At 70.2% G+C, this 19,847-nt stretch carries 17 protein-coding genes and 2 tRNA genes; 12 read left to right on the top strand and 7 right to left on the bottom strand.

Going from position 1 to position 19,847, the window contains the following annotated elements:
* Positions 1–203 precede the first annotated feature (203 nt).
* The 6 genes from FV218_RS06885 (at position 204) to FV218_RS06860 (ending at position 2,742) form a co-directional block, all read left to right on the top strand.
* Entirely contained in the window at positions 204–596 is a 393-nt protein-coding gene (locus FV218_RS06885; protein WP_082476545.1) for a TIGR02300 family protein, read from the top strand.
* A gap of 371 nt (positions 597–967) precedes the next feature.
* Positions 968–1,043: transfer RNA gene (locus FV218_RS06880), tRNA-Ala, on the top strand.
* Between the two features lie 47 nt (positions 1,044–1,090).
* Positions 1,091–1,166: transfer RNA gene (locus FV218_RS06875), tRNA-Ala, on the top strand.
* A gap of 200 nt (positions 1,167–1,366) precedes the next feature.
* Positions 1,367–1,924, top strand: coding sequence for a hypothetical protein (locus FV218_RS06870; RefSeq protein ID WP_147709183.1), 558 nt, complete (start codon positions 1,367–1,369; stop codon positions 1,922–1,924).
* Between the two features lie 144 nt (positions 1,925–2,068).
* A complete protein-coding gene (locus FV218_RS06865) occupies positions 2,069–2,287 on the top strand; it encodes a hypothetical protein (RefSeq protein WP_147709182.1) in 219 nt (72 codons plus the stop codon).
* Positions 2,288–2,358: 71 nt separating this feature from the next.
* Complete coding sequence (locus FV218_RS06860) at positions 2,359–2,742, top strand: hypothetical protein (RefSeq protein ID WP_147709181.1); 384 nt, start codon at positions 2,359–2,361, stop codon at positions 2,740–2,742.
* Positions 2,743–3,682: 940 nt separating this feature from the next.
* On the opposite strand, the gene FV218_RS06855 is transcribed toward FV218_RS06860, so the two are convergent.
* On the bottom strand, positions 3,683–4,093 hold the full coding sequence (locus FV218_RS06855; protein WP_147709180.1) for an MAPEG family protein: 411 nt from the start codon (positions 4,091–4,093) through the stop codon (positions 3,683–3,685).
* A gap of 230 nt (positions 4,094–4,323) precedes the next feature.
* On the opposite strand from FV218_RS06855, the gene alaS reads away from it, so the two are divergent.
* Together alaS and FV218_RS06845 are read left to right on the top strand one after the other, a co-directional pair.
* Positions 4,324–6,978, top strand: coding sequence for an alanine--tRNA ligase (gene alaS / locus FV218_RS06850; protein WP_147709179.1), 2,655 nt, complete (start codon positions 4,324–4,326; stop codon positions 6,976–6,978).
* A gap of 569 nt (positions 6,979–7,547) precedes the next feature.
* Positions 7,548–9,125, top strand: a complete 1,578-nt coding sequence (locus tag FV218_RS06845) for a sensor domain-containing diguanylate cyclase (protein ID WP_147709178.1) — start codon at positions 7,548–7,550, stop codon at positions 9,123–9,125.
* Between the two features lie 103 nt (positions 9,126–9,228).
* Here the strand turns inward: FV218_RS06845 and FV218_RS06840 are convergent, their stop codons facing one another.
* Entirely contained in the window at positions 9,229–9,651 is a 423-nt protein-coding gene (locus FV218_RS06840; protein ID WP_056093081.1) for a DUF2147 domain-containing protein, read from the bottom strand.
* Between the two features lie 161 nt (positions 9,652–9,812).
* On the opposite strand from FV218_RS06840, the gene rfbC reads away from it, so the two are divergent.
* The 4 genes from rfbC to rfbA are packed head-to-tail and all read left to right on the top strand — an operon-like array spanning position 9,813 to position 13,311.
* A complete protein-coding gene (rfbC, locus tag FV218_RS06835; protein ID WP_147709177.1) occupies positions 9,813–10,367 on the top strand; it encodes a dTDP-4-dehydrorhamnose 3,5-epimerase in 555 nt (184 codons plus the stop codon).
* Between the two features lie 56 nt (positions 10,368–10,423).
* Entirely contained in the window at positions 10,424–11,515 is a 1,092-nt protein-coding gene (gene rfbB / locus FV218_RS06830; RefSeq protein ID WP_147709176.1) for a dTDP-glucose 4,6-dehydratase, read from the top strand.
* On the top strand, positions 11,516–12,421 hold the full coding sequence (gene rfbD, locus FV218_RS06825; protein WP_147709175.1) for a dTDP-4-dehydrorhamnose reductase: 906 nt from the start codon (positions 11,516–11,518) through the stop codon (positions 12,419–12,421).
* Positions 12,418–13,311, top strand: a complete 894-nt coding sequence (gene rfbA, locus FV218_RS06820; protein WP_056093092.1) for a glucose-1-phosphate thymidylyltransferase RfbA — start codon at positions 12,418–12,420, stop codon at positions 13,309–13,311. Before rfbD ends, rfbA begins: the two co-directional genes overlap by 4 nt.
* 481 nt (positions 13,312–13,792) lie before the next feature.
* Here the strand turns inward: rfbA and FV218_RS06815 are convergent, their stop codons facing one another.
* From FV218_RS06815 to flhB, 5 genes are all read right to left on the bottom strand, one after another.
* The gene (locus tag FV218_RS06815) at positions 13,793–14,194 is read right to left on the bottom strand and encodes a type II toxin-antitoxin system VapC family toxin (protein ID WP_147709174.1); all 402 of its coding nucleotides are present in this window, start codon (positions 14,192–14,194) and stop codon (positions 13,793–13,795) included.
* Positions 14,195–14,440 carry a type II toxin-antitoxin system VapB family antitoxin gene (locus FV218_RS06810; protein ID WP_147709173.1) on the bottom strand — a complete coding sequence of 82 codons (246 nt, stop codon included), beginning with the start codon at positions 14,438–14,440 and terminating at the stop codon, positions 14,195–14,197.
* A 188-nt stretch (positions 14,441–14,628) separates the two neighbouring features.
* Positions 14,629–15,720, bottom strand: a complete 1,092-nt coding sequence (gene recA / locus FV218_RS06805; protein WP_056093099.1) for a recombinase RecA — start codon at positions 15,718–15,720, stop codon at positions 14,629–14,631.
* A gap of 140 nt (positions 15,721–15,860) precedes the next feature.
* On the bottom strand, positions 15,861–18,512 hold the full coding sequence (locus tag FV218_RS06800; protein ID WP_147709172.1) for an ATP-binding protein: 2,652 nt from the start codon (positions 18,510–18,512) through the stop codon (positions 15,861–15,863).
* 125 nt (positions 18,513–18,637) lie between these two features.
* Positions 18,638–19,705 (bottom strand): flagellar biosynthesis protein FlhB, encoded by a 1,068-nt coding sequence (gene flhB / locus FV218_RS06795; protein ID WP_056093104.1) that lies wholly within the window; start codon positions 19,703–19,705, stop codon positions 18,638–18,640.
* Positions 19,706–19,847: the final 142 nt, after the last annotated feature.

Genomic DNA, 19,847 nt, shown 5'->3' with positions numbered 1-19,847 from the left:
CCGCTCCGGGGGGCGGGATCGCTGATCCCGCACGTGACAGGCCGGTTATCACGCAGGCGGGGCCGCGTCATCCGAGCCGTCCGCCGTCGCGGGGATCACCGCAGGAAAACGCCCCCGGCCCGCGGAACGTCACGGGTATTTGACAGGAGCGTTGCGCACGACTAACGGGGCCCCTCCCCGAAAAATGACTCTAGAGGTTGCCCGTGGCCAGACCGGAACTCGGCTTGAAGCGTCAATGCATGAGCTGCGGCGCCAAGTTCTACGACCTCGACAAGGACCCGGCCACCTGCCCGAAATGCGGGACGATCTATCAGGCCATCGCCTCCACCAGCCGCGTCGCCGCCCCGGCCCTCGCCGCCCGCGCCGCCGCCGTGCCGGCCGATGACGACGAGGACACCGACGCCGAGAAGGGCGGTCCTGAGATCGTCTCCCTCGACGAGGTCGAGGCGGCGGAAGACGAGGCCGACACCTCCACGGACGACAGCGAGTCCGATACGGCCGATGCCGACGACACCTTCCTCGAGGAGGAGGATGCCGGCGACGACGACGTGGCCGATCTCATCGACGGCGACATCGAGAACGACGAGGAGAGCTGAGCCCCCTCAGAGCGACGACATTCACACCTTTCGCGGGCAGCGCGGGTCCCCTCTCCTGGAAGGAGAGGGTCAGGGTGAGGTGTGGGACTTATTCGGAGAGTCCACACACCTCACCCCAACCCTCTCCTTTCAGGAGAGGGAGCCTGTCGCGCTCGATGCCGGCTCTTCGTGGCCTTCGAAAAACAGCCACCGGGCGGATGGGTGAATCCGACAGCTTCTCGCCAACCGGCAAAAAACTTTGCCGGCCGGCGAGAAAGGGGGTTGAGGCCCGCGCGGGGGCCGAATATAGAACCGCCATCGCCGGCCGCCACCGCGGAGGCCGGTCGAAACGCTCCCGGAGATGGCCCCCCAGGCCGGTTTCGGGGCAAAGTGGGGCCTTAGCTCAGCTGGGAGAGCGCTTCCATGGCATGGAAGAGGTCATCGGTTCGATCCCGTTAGGCTCCACCAATCCGGTCTTTCAGACCTGATACGAAGACGACCAGACGACAAGATGTGGGGCCTTAGCTCAGCTGGGAGAGCGCTTCCATGGCATGGAAGAGGTCATCGGTTCGATCCCGTTAGGCTCCACCAGTCCGGTCCGTCGTCGGACGATCAAATCTACAAAAGATGTTGCGCGCCTCTCCGGTCCGGCCGTGACGGGGTGACGAGGATGCAGGCCCGGCGGATGTCCGCCGCGGGCCCCGCGCCCCGATGCTGAGGCTCGTTCGCTCGTTGGTGATCATGCCGACCCGGTTCCCATCCTCGGACCTCCCTCGCCCAAGCCTCCGTCCATGACGTCGCCCGCCGGTCCGCCGGCCCTCGACGGGCAGGCGCAGGCGCTCATCGCCGCCCTCACGGCGCGTCTGCTGGTGGGGTCGAGCGCCACCGCCGTGCTGGAGGCGTGGTGCGCCGAGCGCGGCCTGCCGGGCGCGGCCCTCGTGGCCGAGCGCATCCCCGGGCCGGACAAGCCGCTGGGGGACGTCCAGCACCGTCGCCTCGGCCTCGGGCCCGACGAGACCGCCCGCTACCGCCGCGTCCGCCTCGTCTGCGGCCCGCACGTCCTCTCGGTGGCCGACAACTGGTACGTGCCCGGCCGCCTGACCCCGGCGATGAACCAAAACCTCGCCGCCACGGGGGTGCCGTTCGGCCGGGTGGTCCAGGCCCTGCTGCCGACCCGCCGCACCCTCGCGGTGCACCCCCTGGGTAGTGCCGCGGCGCCGCCCGCGGCCGATACCCCCCTGTTCACCGTCGCGGCCGTCCTGGCGACGCCGGACGGCGTGCCGTTCTGCGAGGTGGACGAGACCTATCTCGGAGCGGTCCTGGGGCTGTCGTGGGGGCGCGACGCCTGAGCGAGGCCGAGCCGCCGTCGCCCGGGGGCTGGACAGGGCGACAGTCTCGTTCAAGATGAGGCCGGGCTTCGGTGCTGATCTCATGAGAATTTCATAAGCTCAGTGCCGATCATGCGACCTGGAACAGAGATCGGCGCAAGCACAATGGGCGGACATCACAAGGACGCGTCGGTCGGGGTCGCACGGGTGCTCCTCGACGGAATGCCCGCGGCGGAGCGGGCCCGGGTCGAGGCCGAGGCGGATGCCGAGGGCGTCGCCGCCGTGGAGATCGTGCGCCGGTCCCTCGACATCCTCATCGCCGGATCGGCGCCGGCGTCGAAGGCCGGGACACCGGGCCGGCGGGCCGCGCGGGGCCGGGGCTGAGCCGGCGCCATGCGGTTCGGCATAGCCCCAAGCCTACACCCACGTTCACGCCCACGCTCCGGGACGGACCGATGAGACGCGTCGCGGTATGGGCGTGTCTCGCCCTCGTGGCCGGGTCGTGCGCGGCGCGCGCGCAGATCGTCGAGGACGGGTCCGAGGCCGTGCTCGGCCGGGCGGACACGCGCACGGTCCTCGATCTCGTCGGACAGCGCTTCCGGGCCCTCGACCCCAAGGTGACGGCCCTGCGCCGGGCCGACGGCCCGTGGGTCTGCGGATCGGTCAACGTCAAGAACCGCGACGACCTCTACACCGGCGAGCGCGGCTTCGTCGTCGACCTGTCGAACGCCTTCTTCGGCCGGGTCCCGGACGGGCCGGAACTGCTCAGCCCCAGGGCCGCGGGGTTCGAGGCGATGGAACGCATCCGGCAGCTCTACTTCCAAAAGTGCCTCGACTGACCGCCGGCCCGCCGCCCACCCCGGCGGCGGCACCGCGACGGCGATGCCGGTATAGAACGCCGCGAGGTCGGCGATCTCGGCATCCGACAGGCCCGGTTCATGCGTTTGGGCCGGTCCTTGCCCGTTCGCGCAGAGCGTCTGCGCGCATCCCCCTCTCCCCGCTTGCGGGGAGAGGGCCGCAGGCACCCCGCCGTGCCTGCGGCGAGCGGAGGCGGAGCCGCAGCGACGGTGAGGGGGCGATTCCGGAAGAGTCTCATCCGAATTGGCCCCCTCACCTTCGGCTGCCGCCTCGACGCGCTCCCCGACGAGGGGAGACGCGTCCCTCTCCCCAGCCAAGCGGGGCGAGGGGATGCGCACGGGGGGCGCTGCTTCGACGACGCCATTCGGCGGCGGCTTCAGACCGCGACCCTCGTCCGCGATCACCCTCTCCTGAAAGGCTACCGGATTCACACAAGTGCGAATGGGCCGATTCCATGCAGCGGCAGGCATCCGGATGCGGGCGGGAGGCGCACCGGGGCTCCCTCTCCTGGAAGGAGAGGGTTGGGGTGAGGTGTGCGAACTCTTCGGACAATCCACGACCCTCACCCCGACCCTCACCCAAACAGGCTGCTGCATTCACACATTGTCAGCGCGACGCGGCTCTCCTCCCCCTTGCGGGGAGGAGTTGGAGGTGGGGGTGGCTCCGCCAGCCTCAGCCGGCGGAGGGTCACCCAACCACCCCCACTCCTAACCTCTCCCCGCAAGGGGGAGAGGAACGCGCTCTGCCAGTAAAAACGCAAATGGGTGAATTCCGTCGCCCAAACAGGAGAGGGGGCCCGTCCCGGTTCCTCTGTGATCGCTCCGCCTTCCAGACAGCGGACTCGGGCATCCCGCAAGAACTGTGAAGCCGGGAGCCGCGAGGGGGAGAACCGGAACCTTCCCTCGGGGAATCGTCGATCGATCAGTACGGCAGGATCTTGACGAACAGGCCCCACAGCACGAGCAGGATGCCGACCACGGAGACGCCCCAGAGGATCGACCGGACCTTGGGGATGCCGAGGCCGTAGACCGGCAGGTAGGCGAGGCGGCCGAAGAAGTAGAGGTAGGCTCCCAGCACCACCGCGGTGTTGTGGCGGCCGGTGGCGACGCAGGCCAGCACCAGGGCGGCGAAGATCGGGAACGTCTCGAAGAAGTTCTTCGAGGCCTTCTCCAGGCGCGACGCGGCCCCGGTCACCTCGGGCGTTTTGCCCTCGCGGTTGCCGGCGGCCCAGGTGAACCCGCCCCGCTGCTGCAGGCCGCTGTAGGAGGCGGCGATGATGTGGACGAGGCCGAGGAAGCAGGACCAGGCGAGGAGGCGGATTTCGATGGGCATGTGTGCGGTGTGTCCTTCGTGAACGGTGATCTCCCGTCCCTAAAGCATTGCGCCGACGAGGGGCACCCGCCGGTGCGAAACGTGAAACCGCCCGTGACTTGAGCCGGAACCCTCCGTATGAGACGCCTGCGCGGTCGGCTCGCCTTGCGGCGAGCCGTTGCGCGGGCGCTCCGGCCTTCGGGGCGGCCCGCACCGACCCGGCAGGGCCAACCGACAGAGTCATTACAGCGATGAGCGGCGTCAACGAGATCCGGTCGACCTTCCTCGACTACTTCGCAAAGGCGGGCCACACGGTGCTGCCGTCCTCGTCGCTGGTGCCGCGCAACGACCCGACGCTGATGTTCACCAACGCCGGAATGGTGCAGTTCAAGAACGTCTTCACCGGCGTCGAGAAGCGGCCCTACGACCGCGCCACCACGGCGCAGAAATGCGTCCGCGCCGGCGGCAAGCACAACGACCTCGACAATGTCGGCTACACCGCCCGCCACCACACCTTCTTCGAGATGCTCGGCAACTTCTCCTTCGGCGACTACTTCAAGCCGCAGGCCATCGAGCTCGCCTGGACCCTGATTACCAAGGAGTTCGGCCTGTCGAAGGACCGCCTGCTGGTGACGGTCTATGCCGACGACGACGAGGCCGCGACGCTGTGGAAGAAGATCGCCGGCTTCTCCGACGACAAGATCATCCGCATCGGCACGTCGGACAACTTCTGGCAGATGGGCGACACCGGCCCGTGCGGCCCGTGCTCGGAGATTTTCATCGACCAGGGGCCGGGCCTCCAGGGCGGGCCGCCCGGTTCCCCGGACGAGGACGGCGACCGCTTCCTCGAATTCTGGAACCTCGTGTTCATGCAGTACGAGCAGGTGGAGCCGGGCAACCGCCTCGCCCTGCCGCGCCCCTCCATCGACACCGGCATGGGCCTGGAGCGCATGGCCGCCATCCTCCAGGGGGTGACGAGCAACTACGACACCGACCTGTTCCGCGCCCTCATCGACGCCGTCAGCCACGCCGTCGGGCGCCCGCCCGAACCCGGCACCGTCGCCTCCTACCGGGTCATCGCCGACCACCTGCGCGCCGCGTCCTTCCTCGTCGCCGACGGCGTGCTGCCGGGCAACGAGGGCCGCGGCTACGTCCTGCGCCGGATCATGCGCCGGGCCATGCGCCACCTCGAACTGCTCGGGTCCCGCGAGCCGGTGATGTACCGCCTCGTCCCGACCCTGGTGCGCGAGATGGGCCAGGCCTATCCCGAGCTCACCCGCGCCGAAGCCCTCATCGGCGAGACCCTGCGCCTCGAAGAAACCCGGTTCCGCCGCACCCTGGAGCGGGGGCTCGCCATCCTCGACGCCGAGACCCACACCCTCGCGCAGGGCCAGAACCTGTCGGGCGAGACGGCGTTCACCCTCTACGACACCTACGGCTTCCCCCTCGACCTGACCCAGGACGCCCTTAAGGCGCGGGGCATCGGCGTCGACACCGACGCGTTCGGGGCCGCCATGGAGCGCCAGCGCAAGGCCGCGCGGGCCGCCTGGACCGGCTCCGGCGAGGCCGCCACCGAGACCGTGTGGTACGGCCTCAAGGAGCGCACCGGCGCCACGGAATTTTTGGGCTACGAGACGGAGGCCGCCGAGGGCATCGTCACGGCGCTCCTGCGCGACGGCGCCGAGGTCGAGACCCTGGAGGCCGGCCAGACCGGCCTCGCGCTGGTCAACCAGACGCCGTTCTACGCCGAATCCGGCGGTCAGGTCGGCGACACCGGGACGCTGACGGCCGCCGGCCTCAAGGCGCGGGTGACCGCGACGGAGAAGAAGCTCGGCGACCTCTTCGTCCACCACGTCACCGTGGACGAAGGCCGGCTGTCCCTGAACCAGGCCGTCGAGCTCGCCGTCGAGGGCGGCCGCCGCGCCGCCATCCGGGCCAACCACTCGGCGACACACCTCCTGCACGAGGCCCTGCGCCAGGTGCTCGGCGACCACGTCGCCCAGAAGGGCTCCCTGGTCTCGGCCGAGCGCCTGCGCTTCGATTTCAGCCACCCCAAACCCCTCGACGAGGCCGAGATCCGCGCCGTGGAGGACATCGCCAACGCCGTGCTGCTGCAGAACACGCCCGTGGTGACGAAGCTCATGGCCCAGGACGAGGCCGTAGCGTCGGGCGCCCGCGCCCTGTTCGGCGAGAAGTACGGCGACGAGGTCCGCGTCGTCTCCATGGGCCTGCCCGGAGAGGGCAGCGGCAAGGCGTTCTCGGTGGAGTTGTGCGGCGGCACCCACGCGGCCCGCACGGGCGAGATCGGCCAGGTCTCCGTGGTGGGCGAGAGCGCCGTCGGCGCCGGGGTGCGCCGCATCGAGGCCCTGACGGCGGATTCGGCGCGGCGCTTCCGCGCCGAGGAGGCCCGGACCCTGGCGCAGATCGCCGGCCTGCTCAAATCCGCCCCCGCCGACGTGCCCGAGCGCCTGTCCGGCCTCATCGAGGACCGCCGCCGCCTGGAGCGCGAACTCACCGACGCGCGGAAAAAACTCGCCATGGGCGGGGCCGGGTCGGGCGGCGACGAGGTCGCCGAGGTCGGCGGCGTCAAGCTCATGGCCCGCGTGGTCGAGGGCGTCGAGATGCGCGACCTCAAGAGTCTCGCCGACGAGGGCAAGTCCCGCATCGGCTCCGGCATCGTCGCCCTGGTCGGCGTCGCGCCGGACGGCAAGGCCGGCCTCGTCGTCGGCGTCACCCCCGACCTCACCGAGCGCTTCGACGCCGTCGCCCTGGTGCGGGCGGGCGCGGGCCACCTCGGCGGCAAGGGCGGCGGCGGTCGCCGCGACATGGCCCAGGCCGGCGGCCCGGAGGGCACGGGGGCGCAGGCGGCCCTGGACGCGATCCGGGCGGCCGTGGCCGGCTCTTAAGCCTTCCGTCGCGAGATCGCGCCGCGGAACGGGGCGTCGGGCGACCGGGCTCCGGTGAGGGGCCGGGTACGCGATGGCTCGGCATGATCCCACCGGTGCATGATCCCGCCGTGAATGACCCGCCACAGGGAGACCGACTCCCTGGTCTCTTTCAGGGGGGCCGGGCTCTCAGGCGCGGTGATCGAGGCTGCGGTCGGCGCGGTCGCGGGGCCGAGCCGGACCGCGCGCCGATGCCCGGCGCAGCCGCCCGCCGACCCCGCGGCCGCCTCGGCGATGGGGACCCCCGCGCGGAGCCCGGCCGAGTCCGTATCCGCCTGAATCGTCCCGGCTCGAGCGAGGCCAGGATGGTATCCGGAGGCCCGCGCGGCGTCCGGCGAAAGTCGAAATCCGTATCGCGGGGGGAGCCGCCAAACATCAAATGATAAAACCATCGGGCTTGACCGTGCCCGATGACGACACGTCCTGCGGGAAAACCGGGGCGGCGGTCCGGTGGAGCGCGCTTTAGCGTGCCATTAGGTTTCGGCATGCCAGACATCAGGTCACGACGACGAAGCCCGGAACGCTCGCCGATGGTCCTCCCGCCGCGCCTCGCGCGTCACGTTCACTCGGCGCGCACCTGGATCGTCCTCGGCATCCTGGCGCCCCTCGGGATGCTGGCCGTGTCCGGTCTGATGCTGCTCGACCTGCGCCGCGATGCCTGGGACAAGGCCGAGCAGACGTCGCGCAACCTGCTGCAGGTCATCGAGCGCGACATCGCCCGCAACGCCGAGATGTTCGACCTCTCGCTCCGGGCCGTCGTCGAGAACCTCCACGCGCCCGGCCTCGGGGCCCTCGACCCCGCCCTGCGCCAGCTCGTCCTGTTCGACCGCGCCGCCACCGCGCGGGACATGGGCGTGATGCTCGTCATCGACGAGAACGGCCAGGTCACCGAGGACATCGGCGCCGTGCCGCCGCGCAAGGGCAGCTACGCCGACCGGGAATACTTCCGGGTCCACCGCGACCGGACCGACCTCGGCCTGTTCGTCGGCGCGCCCATCGTCTCGCGCCTCACCGGCGAGCCGATGCTGCCGTTCAGCCGGCGCGTCGCCAAACCGGACGGCACGTTCGGGGGCGTGGTGCTGGGCAGCCTGAAGCTCAGCTACTTCGCGCACCTGTTCGACCGGATCGGCCTCGGCCGCGACGGCGCGATCAACCTCTACCTGCGCGACGGCACGCGGGTCATGCGCTATCCCTACGAGGCGACGGACATCGGCGTGAACATCGCCGGCGCCCCGACCTTCCGGCGGTTCCTCGCCGCGCGCAGCGGCACGTTCGTCGGCACCTCGGTCCGGGACGGGATCGAGCGCCACTACGCCTTCACCCAGGTCGGCGACCTGCCGCTCGTGCTCAACGTGGCCCTGGCGACGGGGGATATCGAGGCGCAGTGGCGGGCCAAGGCCCTCGTCCTCGGCGCGACGGTCCTGGCCCTGTGCGGCCTGACCATGGGCCTGTCGCTGCTGTTCGGGCGCGAGCTGAACCGGCGGGCGGCGATGCAGGCCGAACTCGCCCACCTGTCGTACACGGACGCCCTCACCGGGCTGCCGAACCGCCGCCGGTTCGACGAGGTCTTCCAGCGGACCTGGAAGAGCGCCCGCCGCACGGGCCGGCCCCTGGCGCTCCTCATCGTCGATGCCGACCACTTCAAGCGCTACAACGACCGCTACGGCCACGCCGTCGGCGACGCGGTGCTGAAGGGTCTGGCGCAGGGCCTGGCGCAAAGCGTGCATCGCCCCGACGACCTCGTGAGCCGGGTCGGCGGCGAGGAATTCGCCCTGCTCCTGCCCGAGACCGACGAAGCCTCGGCCCTCCGCATCGCCGAGGCCGTGCACGCCCGGATCGCCGGACTTGATGCCCGGATTCCGGGGCTCGCGGCCGGGTCCGCCGGGACCGACGCCGTCACGGTGAGCATCGGCCTGGCTGCGACGGGCGGTCCGGCGCCCTCGGGCGACGGCGACGCGGAGGCCGCGGACCTGTACCGCCGCGCCGACGCGGCCCTCTACGCCGCCAAGGCCGGCGGCCGAAACCGCACGGTGCGGGCCCGCGGCCCCGACCGTGCCCGTCCGGGCCCCCTGAGGTCCATTCCCGTCGGCAGCACGGTCTTCCTCTAGGCCGGTGCGGGGGCGTCGCGGAGGCACCGCGACGCACGAAACGCGGACCGGCGGGACACCGCCCGTCCCCGCGACGGCCCCCTGCCCCGCCGCCGGCGGCGGCTCAGTTCACCCGCTTCCACGTCTGGGTCTTGCAGAACACGCTCATGACGCAGCCCGAGACCTCGACCACGTCCGCGCCCTTGAGGGTCAGGCTGCCGGCGTAGGTCTTGCCGTCCTTTGGGTTGTAGAGCGCGCCCTCGAAGCCGTCCCCCTTGGCGCGGTCGGCGGTCATGATCCGGACGCCGACGAGGCTGCGGCCCCGCAGGGCGGCGTCGGGGTTCTGGGTGTCGAGGCCGGGGCCGGACACGCTGGCGAGGGTGCCGCAATAGCCCGCGCCGCAGCGGGCGATGCGGACCCGGGAGCCGCCGGTCTCCGTCAGCCACAGGCCGCTGGCGTCGGGCGTCGTCTGGGCCGCGGCGGACCCGGCGAGGCCGAGGAAAACGGCGCCCGCCCAGGCGCAGGCCGTCCGGTTCGTCGTCGTCATCGTGCGATCTCCCTTGAAACGCCCTGCGCGGGCGGGCGGCATAGCGCGGGCCCGACGCCCTCGGCAAGCGCGCCGCGAAACCGCTCAAGTCCTGTCCCAGCCTTGACAACCCGGCGCGAACCCCGGCCTAGGACGGTTCGATTTTGCGGAAGGCATTCACCATGCGGGTGATCGAAACGGAGATCGCCGCGGTCAAGCGCGTCGTTCCCAAGCGCTTCGGGGACGAGCGGGGCTGGTTCTCGGAAACCTACCGGGCCGACGTCCTGGCCGCGGGCGGCATCGACGACGTGTTCATCCAGGACAACCAGTCCTTCTCCGCGCCGCAAGGCACCGTCCGCGGACTGCATTTCCAGCGTCGCCCCATGGCCCAGGCCAAGCTCATCCGCGTCCTCTCCGGCGCCATCCTCGACGTCGCCTTGGATCTGCGCCGCGAATCGCCGACCTACGGCCGGCACGTGGCCGTCCGGCTCGATGCCGAGAACGGCGAGCAGCTGTATGTTCCGATCGGGTTCGGGCATGGTTTCTGTACCCTCGTGCCCGACACCATGGTGGCCTACAAGGTCGCGGGCGGGATCTACAGTCCGGAGCACGACGGCGGCCTTCTCTGGAACGATCCCGACCTCGGCATCGACTGGCCCGTGGGCGAGGCCGACGCGCACCTGTCGGCCAAGGACAGGATCGCACCGCGGCTGGCCGAGCTTCCACCCCTGTTCTGAGATGTTCTGAAACCGGGCCCAGCCCGATCCGACTCCGCGAGAGAGCGTTCCATCCCATGCGCATCCTGGTCACCGGCGGCTGCGGCTTCATCGGCTCCGCCCTCGTCCTGCATCTGGTTCAGGATCTGGGCCACGACGTCCTGACCCTCGACGCCCTGACCTATGCGGCCAATCCCATCTCCCTGCAGCCCCTGGCCGAGGACCCGCGCCATCGCTTCGCCGAGGCCGACATCTGCGACCCGCAGGCGGTCCACGCCCTCTACGCCGAGTTCAAGCCCGACGCGGTGATGCATCTCGCCGCCGAGAGCCACGTCGACCGCTCCATCACCGATCCGGGCGAGTTCATCCGCACCAACGTGGTCGGCACCCAGGTGATGCTCGACGGCGCCCGGACCTATTGGGATACGCTCCAGGGCGCGGCGAAATCCGCCTTCCGCTTCCTCCACGTCTCCACGGACGAGGTCTACGGCTCGCTCCCACCCGATGGCTTCTTCACCGAGGAGAGCCGCTACGACCCGCGCTCGCCCTACTCGGCCTCGAAGGCGGCGTCGGATCACCTGGCGCGGGCGTGGCACGAGACCTACGGCCTGCCGGTGCTGATCACCAACTGCTCGAACAATTACGGCCCGCGCCACTTCCCGGAAAAACTCATCCCGCTGATGATCCTCAACGCCCTGGAGGGCAGGAACCTGCCCGTCTACGGCGACGGTCTCAACGAGCGCGACTGGATCCACGTGGAGGACCACGCCAAGGGGCTGGTGGCGGTGCTGACGAACGGGCGCCTCGGCGAGACCTACCTGCTCGGCGGCCGCTCCGTGCGCAACAACCTCGCGGTGGTGAAGGGGCTGTGCGCCGCCTTCGACCGCCTGCGCCCCGAACACGCGCCGCACGACCGCCTCATCACCTACGTGGCCGACCGGCCGGGCCACGACCGCCGCTACGCCATCGACCCGTCGAAGGCGGAAGCCGAGGTCGACTGGGCACCGACGAAGAACTTCGAGACGGCACTGGAAGAGACCGTGCGCTGGTACCTCGACAACGAGGCGTGGTGGCGCCCGATCCGCGAGGGCCGCTACACCGGCGAGCGCCTCGGCCTCGGCGCCGCGCCGGCGTCTGCGACGCAATCATCCGCCGCGAAGGCGTCCTGAATGGATGTCCTGATCCTCGGCGGCGCCGGCCAGGTCGGCACCGAGCTGCGGGCCCATGCCTGGCCCGACGGCGTGCAGGTCGATGCGCCGGATCGCGCGACCCTCGACATCACCGACGCCGAGGCCGTGGCCCGTACCTTCGATGCCAAGCCCTACGCGGCCGTGATCAACACGGCGGCCTACACCGCCGTCGATAAAGCTGAGAGCGATGTCGTTGCGGCGTGGCGCCTCAACGCCCTGGCGCCGGCGATCCTCGCCGCCGCCACGCACTTGCGAAAGATTCCCCTCGTTCACGTCTCGACGGATTACGTCTTCTCCGGCGACGAGGCGGGCGACTACGCCCCCGACGCCCCCGTGAACCCGCGCAGCGTCTACGGCGCCAGCAAGGCGGCGGGCGAGATGGCGGTGCGCACGGCCAATCCGCGCCACGCGATTCTCCGCACGGCCTGGGTGGTGAGCCCGCACCGGGGCAACTTCGTGAAGACCATGCTGCGCCTCGCGGCCGAGCGCGACGCGCTCACCGTGGTCGACGACCAGCACGGCTGCCCGACCTCGGCGACGGATCTGGCGCAAACCTGCGCCGCCATCGCCCTGCGGCTGGCGTCGGACGCCGATGCGCCCACCGGCACGTTCCACTGCGTCAATGCCGGCGCGACCACGTGGCGCGGCTTTGCCGAAGCCATCGTGGCGGGCTCCGCCGCCCGCGGCGGCCGCGCGATCCCCGTCACCGGCATCCCGACCAGCGCCTATCCGACCCCGGCCCGGCGCCCGGCCAATTCCCGCCTGTCGACGGCGAGCCTCACGGCCGCCTACGGGATCGTGCCGCGCCCCTGGGAAGCCGCCCTCGACGCGATCCTCGACCGGCTCGTCGGGCCGGTCCACACCAATACGGAGACTCGGGCATGAAGGGCATCGTCCTTGCCGGCGGATCGGGCACGCGCCTGCACCCGGCCACCCTGTCGATCAACAAGCAGCTGCTGCCGGTCTACGACAAGCCGATGATCTACTATCCGGTCTCGGTGCTGATGCTCGCCGGCATCCGCGAGATCCTGATCATCTCCAGTCCCGAACACCTCGACAACTACAAGCGCCTGTTCGGCACCGGCGAGCAGTTCGGCCTGCGCTTCTCCTACGCGATCCAGCCGCGCCCCGAGGGTCTGGCCCAGGCCTTCGTCATCGGCCGCGACTTCGTCGGGACCGACGACGTCGCCCTGGTGCTCGGCGACAACCTGTTCTTCGGCAACGGCATGAGCGAGCTCCTCGCCCGCGCCCGGACCCGCACGAGCGGCGCCACGGTGTTCGCCTACCACGTCGACAATCCGGCGGCCTACGGCGTCGTCACCCTCGACAAGGCCGGGCGCCCCTTACGCCTCGTGGAGAAGCCGCCGGAGCCCGAGAGCCCGTGGGCGGTGACCGGCCTGTACTTCTACGACAACCAGGTCCTCGACATCGCCGCCGCCGTGACCCCGTCGCCGCGGGGCGAGCTCGAGATCACGAGCGTCAACCAGGCCTACCTCGAACGCGGCCAGCTCCACGTCGAGCGGATGTCGCGCGGCTACGCCTGGCTCGACACCGGCACCCACGACAGCCTGCTGGAGGCGGCCGAGTTCGTCCGCACCCTGCAGCACCGCCAGGGCCTGCAGGTCGCCTGCCTCGAGGAGATCGCCTACCTCCAGGGCTTCATCGACAAGGAACAGCTCATCGCCCGCGGCAACCTGTTCGCCAAGACCGCCTACGGCCAGAACCTCCTGCGGCTGGCCAGGGACGACGCCTACGCGGAGTTCGCGTCGCGCTGAGGCTTCGCGGACGATTACGGGCGGTTTCGCGAGGGGTGCGGGTTCCGTCCCGCGACGGGTAATCCCCACCCATCGCAGCGCGATGCGGCCCCCCCTTGTGGGGAGGAGTGGGAGGTGGGGGGGGTTGGGAGACCCTCAGCGCCCACGAAGGGATCGCGGGAGCGAGCCCGTCACCTGCGGAGGCTGGCGGAGCCACCCCCACCCCTAATCCTCCCCACAAGGGCAGGGCGATCGCAGATGACCACCGGTGTCATTCCGGGGCGCCGCAGGCGAACCCGGAATCCAGAACCGCCGAAAGCGCAAAACCTTGCAAAACCGGTGGTTCTGGTTCCCGGGTTCCGCTGCGCGGCCCCGGGATGACACAGCGTTGCGGGACGTCAAACGGTCCCCAAATGCCATCTGCGATCGCCCTCCCACAAGGGGGGGAAACCCGTGCTGTCTCGGACAGTGTCGCCGGTCGTCGGAGGTGCCATGCTGCCGATTACAGCGCGCTTGTCAGGTCCGTGTGGGTAAAATCTCGTCCCTTGAAGAGGATCGGGGCCCGTGCGGCGCGGGCGCAGGCATAGGAGAGACAATCGGCGAGATTGAGCTGCGCGGGGTGGCCGCGGCCCTTGCCGTAGCGCCGGAACGCTTCGACGGCGCCTCGGCCGATGCCGTCGTCGATGGGCAGGACGGTGATGCCGGCTTCCGTGAGGAACGCATCGAAATCCGCCTGGACCTCGACGGGGTCGCGATCGAGGCGGGTCGCCAGGACCATGCAGGTTTCGAGGCGCACCATCGGCGAGGTGCAGCATCGCTCGGCGCGCTCGATGCAGGTGGCCAGGATGTCGGCATCGGACTCGCCGCAGACGATGGCCACGAACGCCGATGTGTCGATGAACACTCAGCGCTCCCAAAGGGCGTCGCGATCCGCCTCCGTGACGGGACGTGGATTCGGGCCCGCCTTGGACCGTGCGCGATCCGCGAGGGCCGTGAGGCGCTGGGCGAGCGGAGTGGTGGAACGCTCGCGCTCGAGTTCATGCTCGAGGGCCTGAATCACGACCTCGGTGATGCCGGTCCGGCGGCGCTGGGCGAGTTCCCGGGCGAGTTCGTGGGCCCGCGGATTGCGTACGTTCAAGGTGGTCGCCATCTCAGCCCCTCATTACATGAGTATGATGATGTAATGATCGTCGCGTTCGATCAAGGCTTATCGTCTGGGCGCCGGGCAATGAACGTGAGGTCGGACGCCACTGCAGGTCGTTGAGGTCTGAACAAACAAAAAGCCGCCGGGTCACGGACCCGGCGGCTTTTCTCATTCAAGCGACATGCGGCAGGAACTCAGGCCTCGCCCTCGTCCAGATCGTCCTCGGTGGGCTTGGCCGTGTCGAGGATCTTGTCGGCCAGGACGCCGGAATTCTGGCGGATCGCGGCCTCGATCTTGGTGGCGATGTCCGGGTTGTCGCGCAAAAAGCCCTTGGAGTTCTCGCGGCCCTGGCCGAGGCGCTGGCTGTTGTAGGAGAACCAGGCGCCCGACTTCTCGACGATGCCGGCCTTGACCCCGAGGTCGATGAGCTCGCCGACCTTCGACACGCCCTCGCCGAACATGATGTCGAACTCGACCTGCTTGAACGGCGGGGCGACCTTGTTCTTCACCACCTTGACGCGGACCTGGTTGCCGATGGCCTCGTCGCGGTCCTTCAGGGTCGAGATCCGGCGGATGTCGAGGCGCACGGAGGCGTAGAACTTCAGGGCGTTGCCGCCCGTGGTGGTCTCCGGCGAGCCGTACATGACGCCGATCTTCATGCGGATCTGGTTGATGAAGATGACCATGCACTTCGAGCGCGAAATCGAGCCCGTGAGCTTGCGCAGGGCCTGGCTCATGAGCCGGGCCTGGAGGCCGGGCTGGCTGTCGCCCATCTCGCCCTCGATCTCGGCGCGGGGCGTCAGCGCCGCCACGGAATCGACCACGAGGACGTCGATGGCACCCGAGCGCACCAGGGTGTCGGTGATCTCCAGCGCCTGCTCGCCGGTGTCCGGCTGCGAGATCAGCAGGTCGTCGAGCTGGACCCCGAGCTTGCGGGCGTAGATCGGGTCGAGGGCGTGCTCGGCGTCGACGAAGGCGCAGACGCCGCCCTTCTTCTGGGCCTCGGCGATGGTGTGCAGCGCCAGCGTGGTCTTGCCCGAGGATTCCGGGCCGTAGATCTCGATGACGCGGCCGCGCGGCAGGCCGCCGACCCCGAGCGCGATGTCGAGGCCCAGGGACCCGGTGGAGACCACCTCCACCTCAGCCACCTGGGCGTTCTTGCCCAGCCGCATGATCGAGCCCTTCCCGAAGGCCCGCTCGATCTGCGACAGCGCGGCGTCGATCGCCTTCGCCTTGTCCTTGTCCACCATGGGAGCGTCCACAACTTTCAGCGCGGGCTGGGCCATTCGTCGGCATCCTTATGCATGGGGTGGGAGCAAGGCTCAATGCGCCCTGGATGACGATTGATGTACTTGTTTTGTTCTCATTATGCAAGGGCGGCGCCCACGGATTCCCGCGAACGCCGCAAAAAACGCTCCGCAAAAGATCAGCGGGCGATGGTCTCCTTCACCGTCTCGACGAGCTGCTTCAGGCTGAAGGGTTTGGGTAGGAAGTTGAAGTCCTCGCCGTCGGGGAGGTTCTTGCGGAAGGCATCCTCGGCGTAGCCGGAGACGAAGATCACCTTGAGATCGGGGTGGTGCTTGCGCAGTTCGCGGAGCAGCGTCGGCCCGTCCATCTCGGGCATCACCACGTCGGAGACGACGAGGTCGATGACCTGCGTCTTGTCCTCGATGATCTTGAGGGCGTCGAGGCCCGAGGCCGCCTCCAGCACCGTGTAGCCCCGGGCCGAGAGGGCGCGGCTGTTGACGGCGCGCACGGGGTCCTCGTCCTCCACGAGGAGGATGACGCCCTGGCCGGTGTGGTCGGGCGCCGGCTTGCGCGGCGACGGGCCGGCGAGCTCGGGCGTGCCCTTGAGCCGCTTGGCGGCGACCTCCGCGGTGGTGCTGCCCGCCACGAGGTCCGGCGCGGGCTCCGGCTCCGCCACCGGCTCGTGGCGCGGGAAGTAGATGCGGAAGGTGGTGCCCTCGCCCACCGTCGAGCGCACGTCGATGGTGCCGCCGCTCTGCTTGACGATGCCGAACACCGTCGAGAGGCCGAGGCCGGTGCCCTTGCCGATCTCCTTGGTGGTGAAGAACGGCTCGAAGATCTTCTCCATGACGTCGGGCGGGATGCCCTGGCCGGTGTCGCTGACCTCGATGAGGACGTGGTCGCCCGCCGGCATGCCGAGGCGGGCCTCCGCCGGGGTGGCGTCGTGGACCACGTTGGCCGTGCGGATGAGCAGGCGCCCGCCCTCCGGCATGGCGTCGCGGGCGTTGACCGCGAGGTTGACGATGACCTGCTCGAACTGGTTCACGTCGGCCTTGATCGGCCAGATCTCGCGCCCGTGCTTGAGGTCGAGGTCGACGCGCTCGCCGAGCAGCCGCTTCAGGAGCAGGGTGAGGTCGGACAGGGCCTCGCCAACGCTCATCACCTCGGGCCGCAGGGTCTGGCGGCGGGAGAAGGCCAAGAGCTGCCGCACCAGGCTAGCGGCCCGGTTGGCGTTCTGCTTGATCTGCATGATGTCCTGGAAGGCCGGGTCCGTGGGCCGGTGGCTCGCCAGGAGCAGGTCCGAGTAGCCGATGATCGCCTGCAGGACGTTGTTGAAGTCGTGGGCGATGCCGCCGGCGAGCTGGCCGACGGTGTCCATCTTCTGGGCCTGGGCCACCTGCTGCTCGAGCTGGCGCTGGGCGGTGGTGTCGAGGGCGTAGAGGATCACCCGCTCGCGGTCGCCGGATTCGTCCGGGCGGCCGCCCTCGGCGGCGCCCTCGACGCCGGCCGGGCTGAGCCAGACCCGGGCCGAGCGGTTCCCGGGCCCCGTCAGCATCACCTCGATGGGCTCGATGGCGGCCAGACCCTCGGCGGCCTTGGCGAGGGCCGTCTCCAGGGCGGCGCGGTCGCGCTCCACCAGGGCGTCGCAGACCGTGGGTTCGGCCTCCAGGCTGCCCTGCCCGTCCGGCATGGCCTGGCGCGGGGTGCCGCCGAACAGGCGCGCGAACGAGGCGTTGGCCCGGGCGATGTGGCCGCCGTGGTCCACGGTGGCGATGGCGATGGGGCTGTTGTTGAGGAAGCGGGCGAGGCGCACCTCCGCGGCGCGCTGGGGCTCGTCGGTCTCGGCCCCGGCCGAGCGGTTGAGGACGATGGTGCGCGACGGGCCGGGCCGGCCGTCCTGTCCGAAGGCGACGCGGTGGTAGAGCCGGGCCGGGAGCGGATGGCCGTTGCGCCGGCGCAGATCGAGGTCGAACCGGTCGGTGCGGACCTCCCCGGGCAGGCCGCCCGTGGCCGTGAGCACGTCGGCGCCGGGCGCGATCTCGGGCAGGCGCAGGCCGCCCGAACCGACGGTGGCGAGGTCGTAGCCGAGCCAGGCCGCCAGCGTCGCGTTCATGTAGACGACGGACCCGGCCGGATCGATGGAGAGGAAGCCCGCCGGCGCGTGGTCGAGGTAGTCGATGGCGTGCTGGAGCTCCTGGAAGACGTTCTCCTGGCGCTCGCGCTCGTGGGTGATGTCGGAGACGCTCCACAGGGCGGCGGACCGGCGCGGCCGGTCGATGGGGCGCACGGCGATGCGGTACCAGGCGAAGGCCCGGTCGCCGGCCCCGTCGGGGGGTGGCGCCATGCGGATCTCCTCGCCGTGGCCGAGCCCCTCGCGGGCGGCCTGGGCCAGGCGGTACACGGCCTCCGACACCTCCGGCGAGCCGACGAAGACCCGCTCCACGGGGCGCAGGTTGGCGAAGGTCTCGCCGCCGGCGATGCGCAGGTAGGCCTCGTTGGCGTAGATCAGCCGGCCGCCCTCCTCCACCACGATGGTGCCCTCGGGCGAGGCGTCGACGATGGCCTTGGTGATGTCGTCGCGCCCGGTCTGGCCGGCGAGCTGGAGGGCGCCGATGGCCAGGGCGAACAGGCAGAACACGCCCGCCATGGCGAGGAGCGCCAGGAGGCCGAGGATGAGCGGCTGGGCCTGCTCGTTGGCGACGAAGGACAGGCCGACGGCGGCGCCGACGAGGAGTCCGGCGAGAACGAGGAGCAGCCCGACGCGGCCGGGCCGCTCGGACCGGTCGATCGCGTTCGGCGCGGCCTTGGTTGGTCCGCTGAACTCAGCCATCCCGGGTCGATCCACCTGTCTTGTGACACCCGGTTAGCGCCCGGCCCGCCCGTGCGGCAAGGGTCATCCCGCCACGGCTTTCGAAAGATTACGGTGAAAGAGGTGCATAAACCGTGGCGTTCGTCCTACGCCGCCCGGCGCCGCAGGCGCATGACGAAGCCGATGACCTCGGCCACCGCCCGGTAATGCTCGGCGGGAATTTCCTCGTCGATGTCGACGGTGGCGTGGAGGGCGCGGGCCAGCGGCGGGTTCTCCAGCACCGGCACGTCGTGCTCCTTGGCGATGGCCCGGATGCGCAGCGCGAGGGAATCGACGCCCTTGGCGACGCAGATCGGCGCCTGCATCCCGGCCTCGTAGCGCAGGGCGACGGCGTAGTGGGTCGGATTCGTGACGATGACGGTGGCGGTGGGCACGGCGGCCATCATGCGCTTCTTCACCCGCTGGGCGCGGATCTGCTTCATCCGGCCCTTCACCTCGGGGTTGCCGTCGCTCTCCTTGTGCTCCTGCTTCATCTCCTCCTTGGACATGCGCAGCTTCTGGCGCCACTTGAAGCGCTGATAGACGGCGTCGCCCAGCGCGATGGCGACGAACACCGCCAGCATGCCGCCCATGAGCTTCAGGCACAGGGACAGGATCGCCGCCAGGGTCGCCGACGGATCGAGGCGGACGAACACTTCGAGGCGGTCGCGCTCGCCCCACAGGATGGTGCCGCCGACGATGCCCACCATGGCGAGCTTGGCCAGGCCCTTGATGAACTGGAACAGGGCCTCCATGCCGAAGATGCGCTTGGCGCCGGCCATGGGCGAGACCCGCTCCCATTTGAGGCCGATGGCCTCGGTGGAGAACACCAGGGGGTGCTGGATCAGGCCGGCGGCGAGGCCCGCCACCACCACGAGGCCGATGGGGACGGCCAGGGCCTGGGCGTAGATCATCATCGTGCGCAGGCCCATGGCGGCATAGACGTGCGGGTCCGACGGGACCGCATGGGCGTTCATGAGGAAGCCGCGCATGCCGGCCACGAGGTCGCGGGCGATGGACCCCGACGCCATCACCAGCGCGAGGGTGAAGGCCGCCAGGATGAAGAACGTGTTGATCTCGATGGAGTTGGGGACGTTGCCCTGCTCGATGGCCTTCTCGATGCGCCGCGGGGTCGGGTCCTCGGTCTTGTCTTCCTGCTCCGCGCCCTCGGACATGGCTCAGACCGTTTCGCGTTGGATTGGCGGGTTCGTGTCACGGCGCCGCAGCCCCCGCTCCCGATAAGTCACGGGTGTCCCCTCCCCCTTGCGGCAGGGCGATCGCAGAGGATGGTCCCGGTCTGAAGCCGCCGCCGAAGGG

The organism is Methylobacterium sp. WL69 (genome assembly GCF_008039485.1).
Taxonomy (GTDB): Bacteria; Pseudomonadota; Alphaproteobacteria; order Rhizobiales; family Beijerinckiaceae; genus Methylobacterium.
Note: the sequence above shows the minus strand (reverse complement) of the source record. Positions and strands in the feature narration are given on the sequence as shown.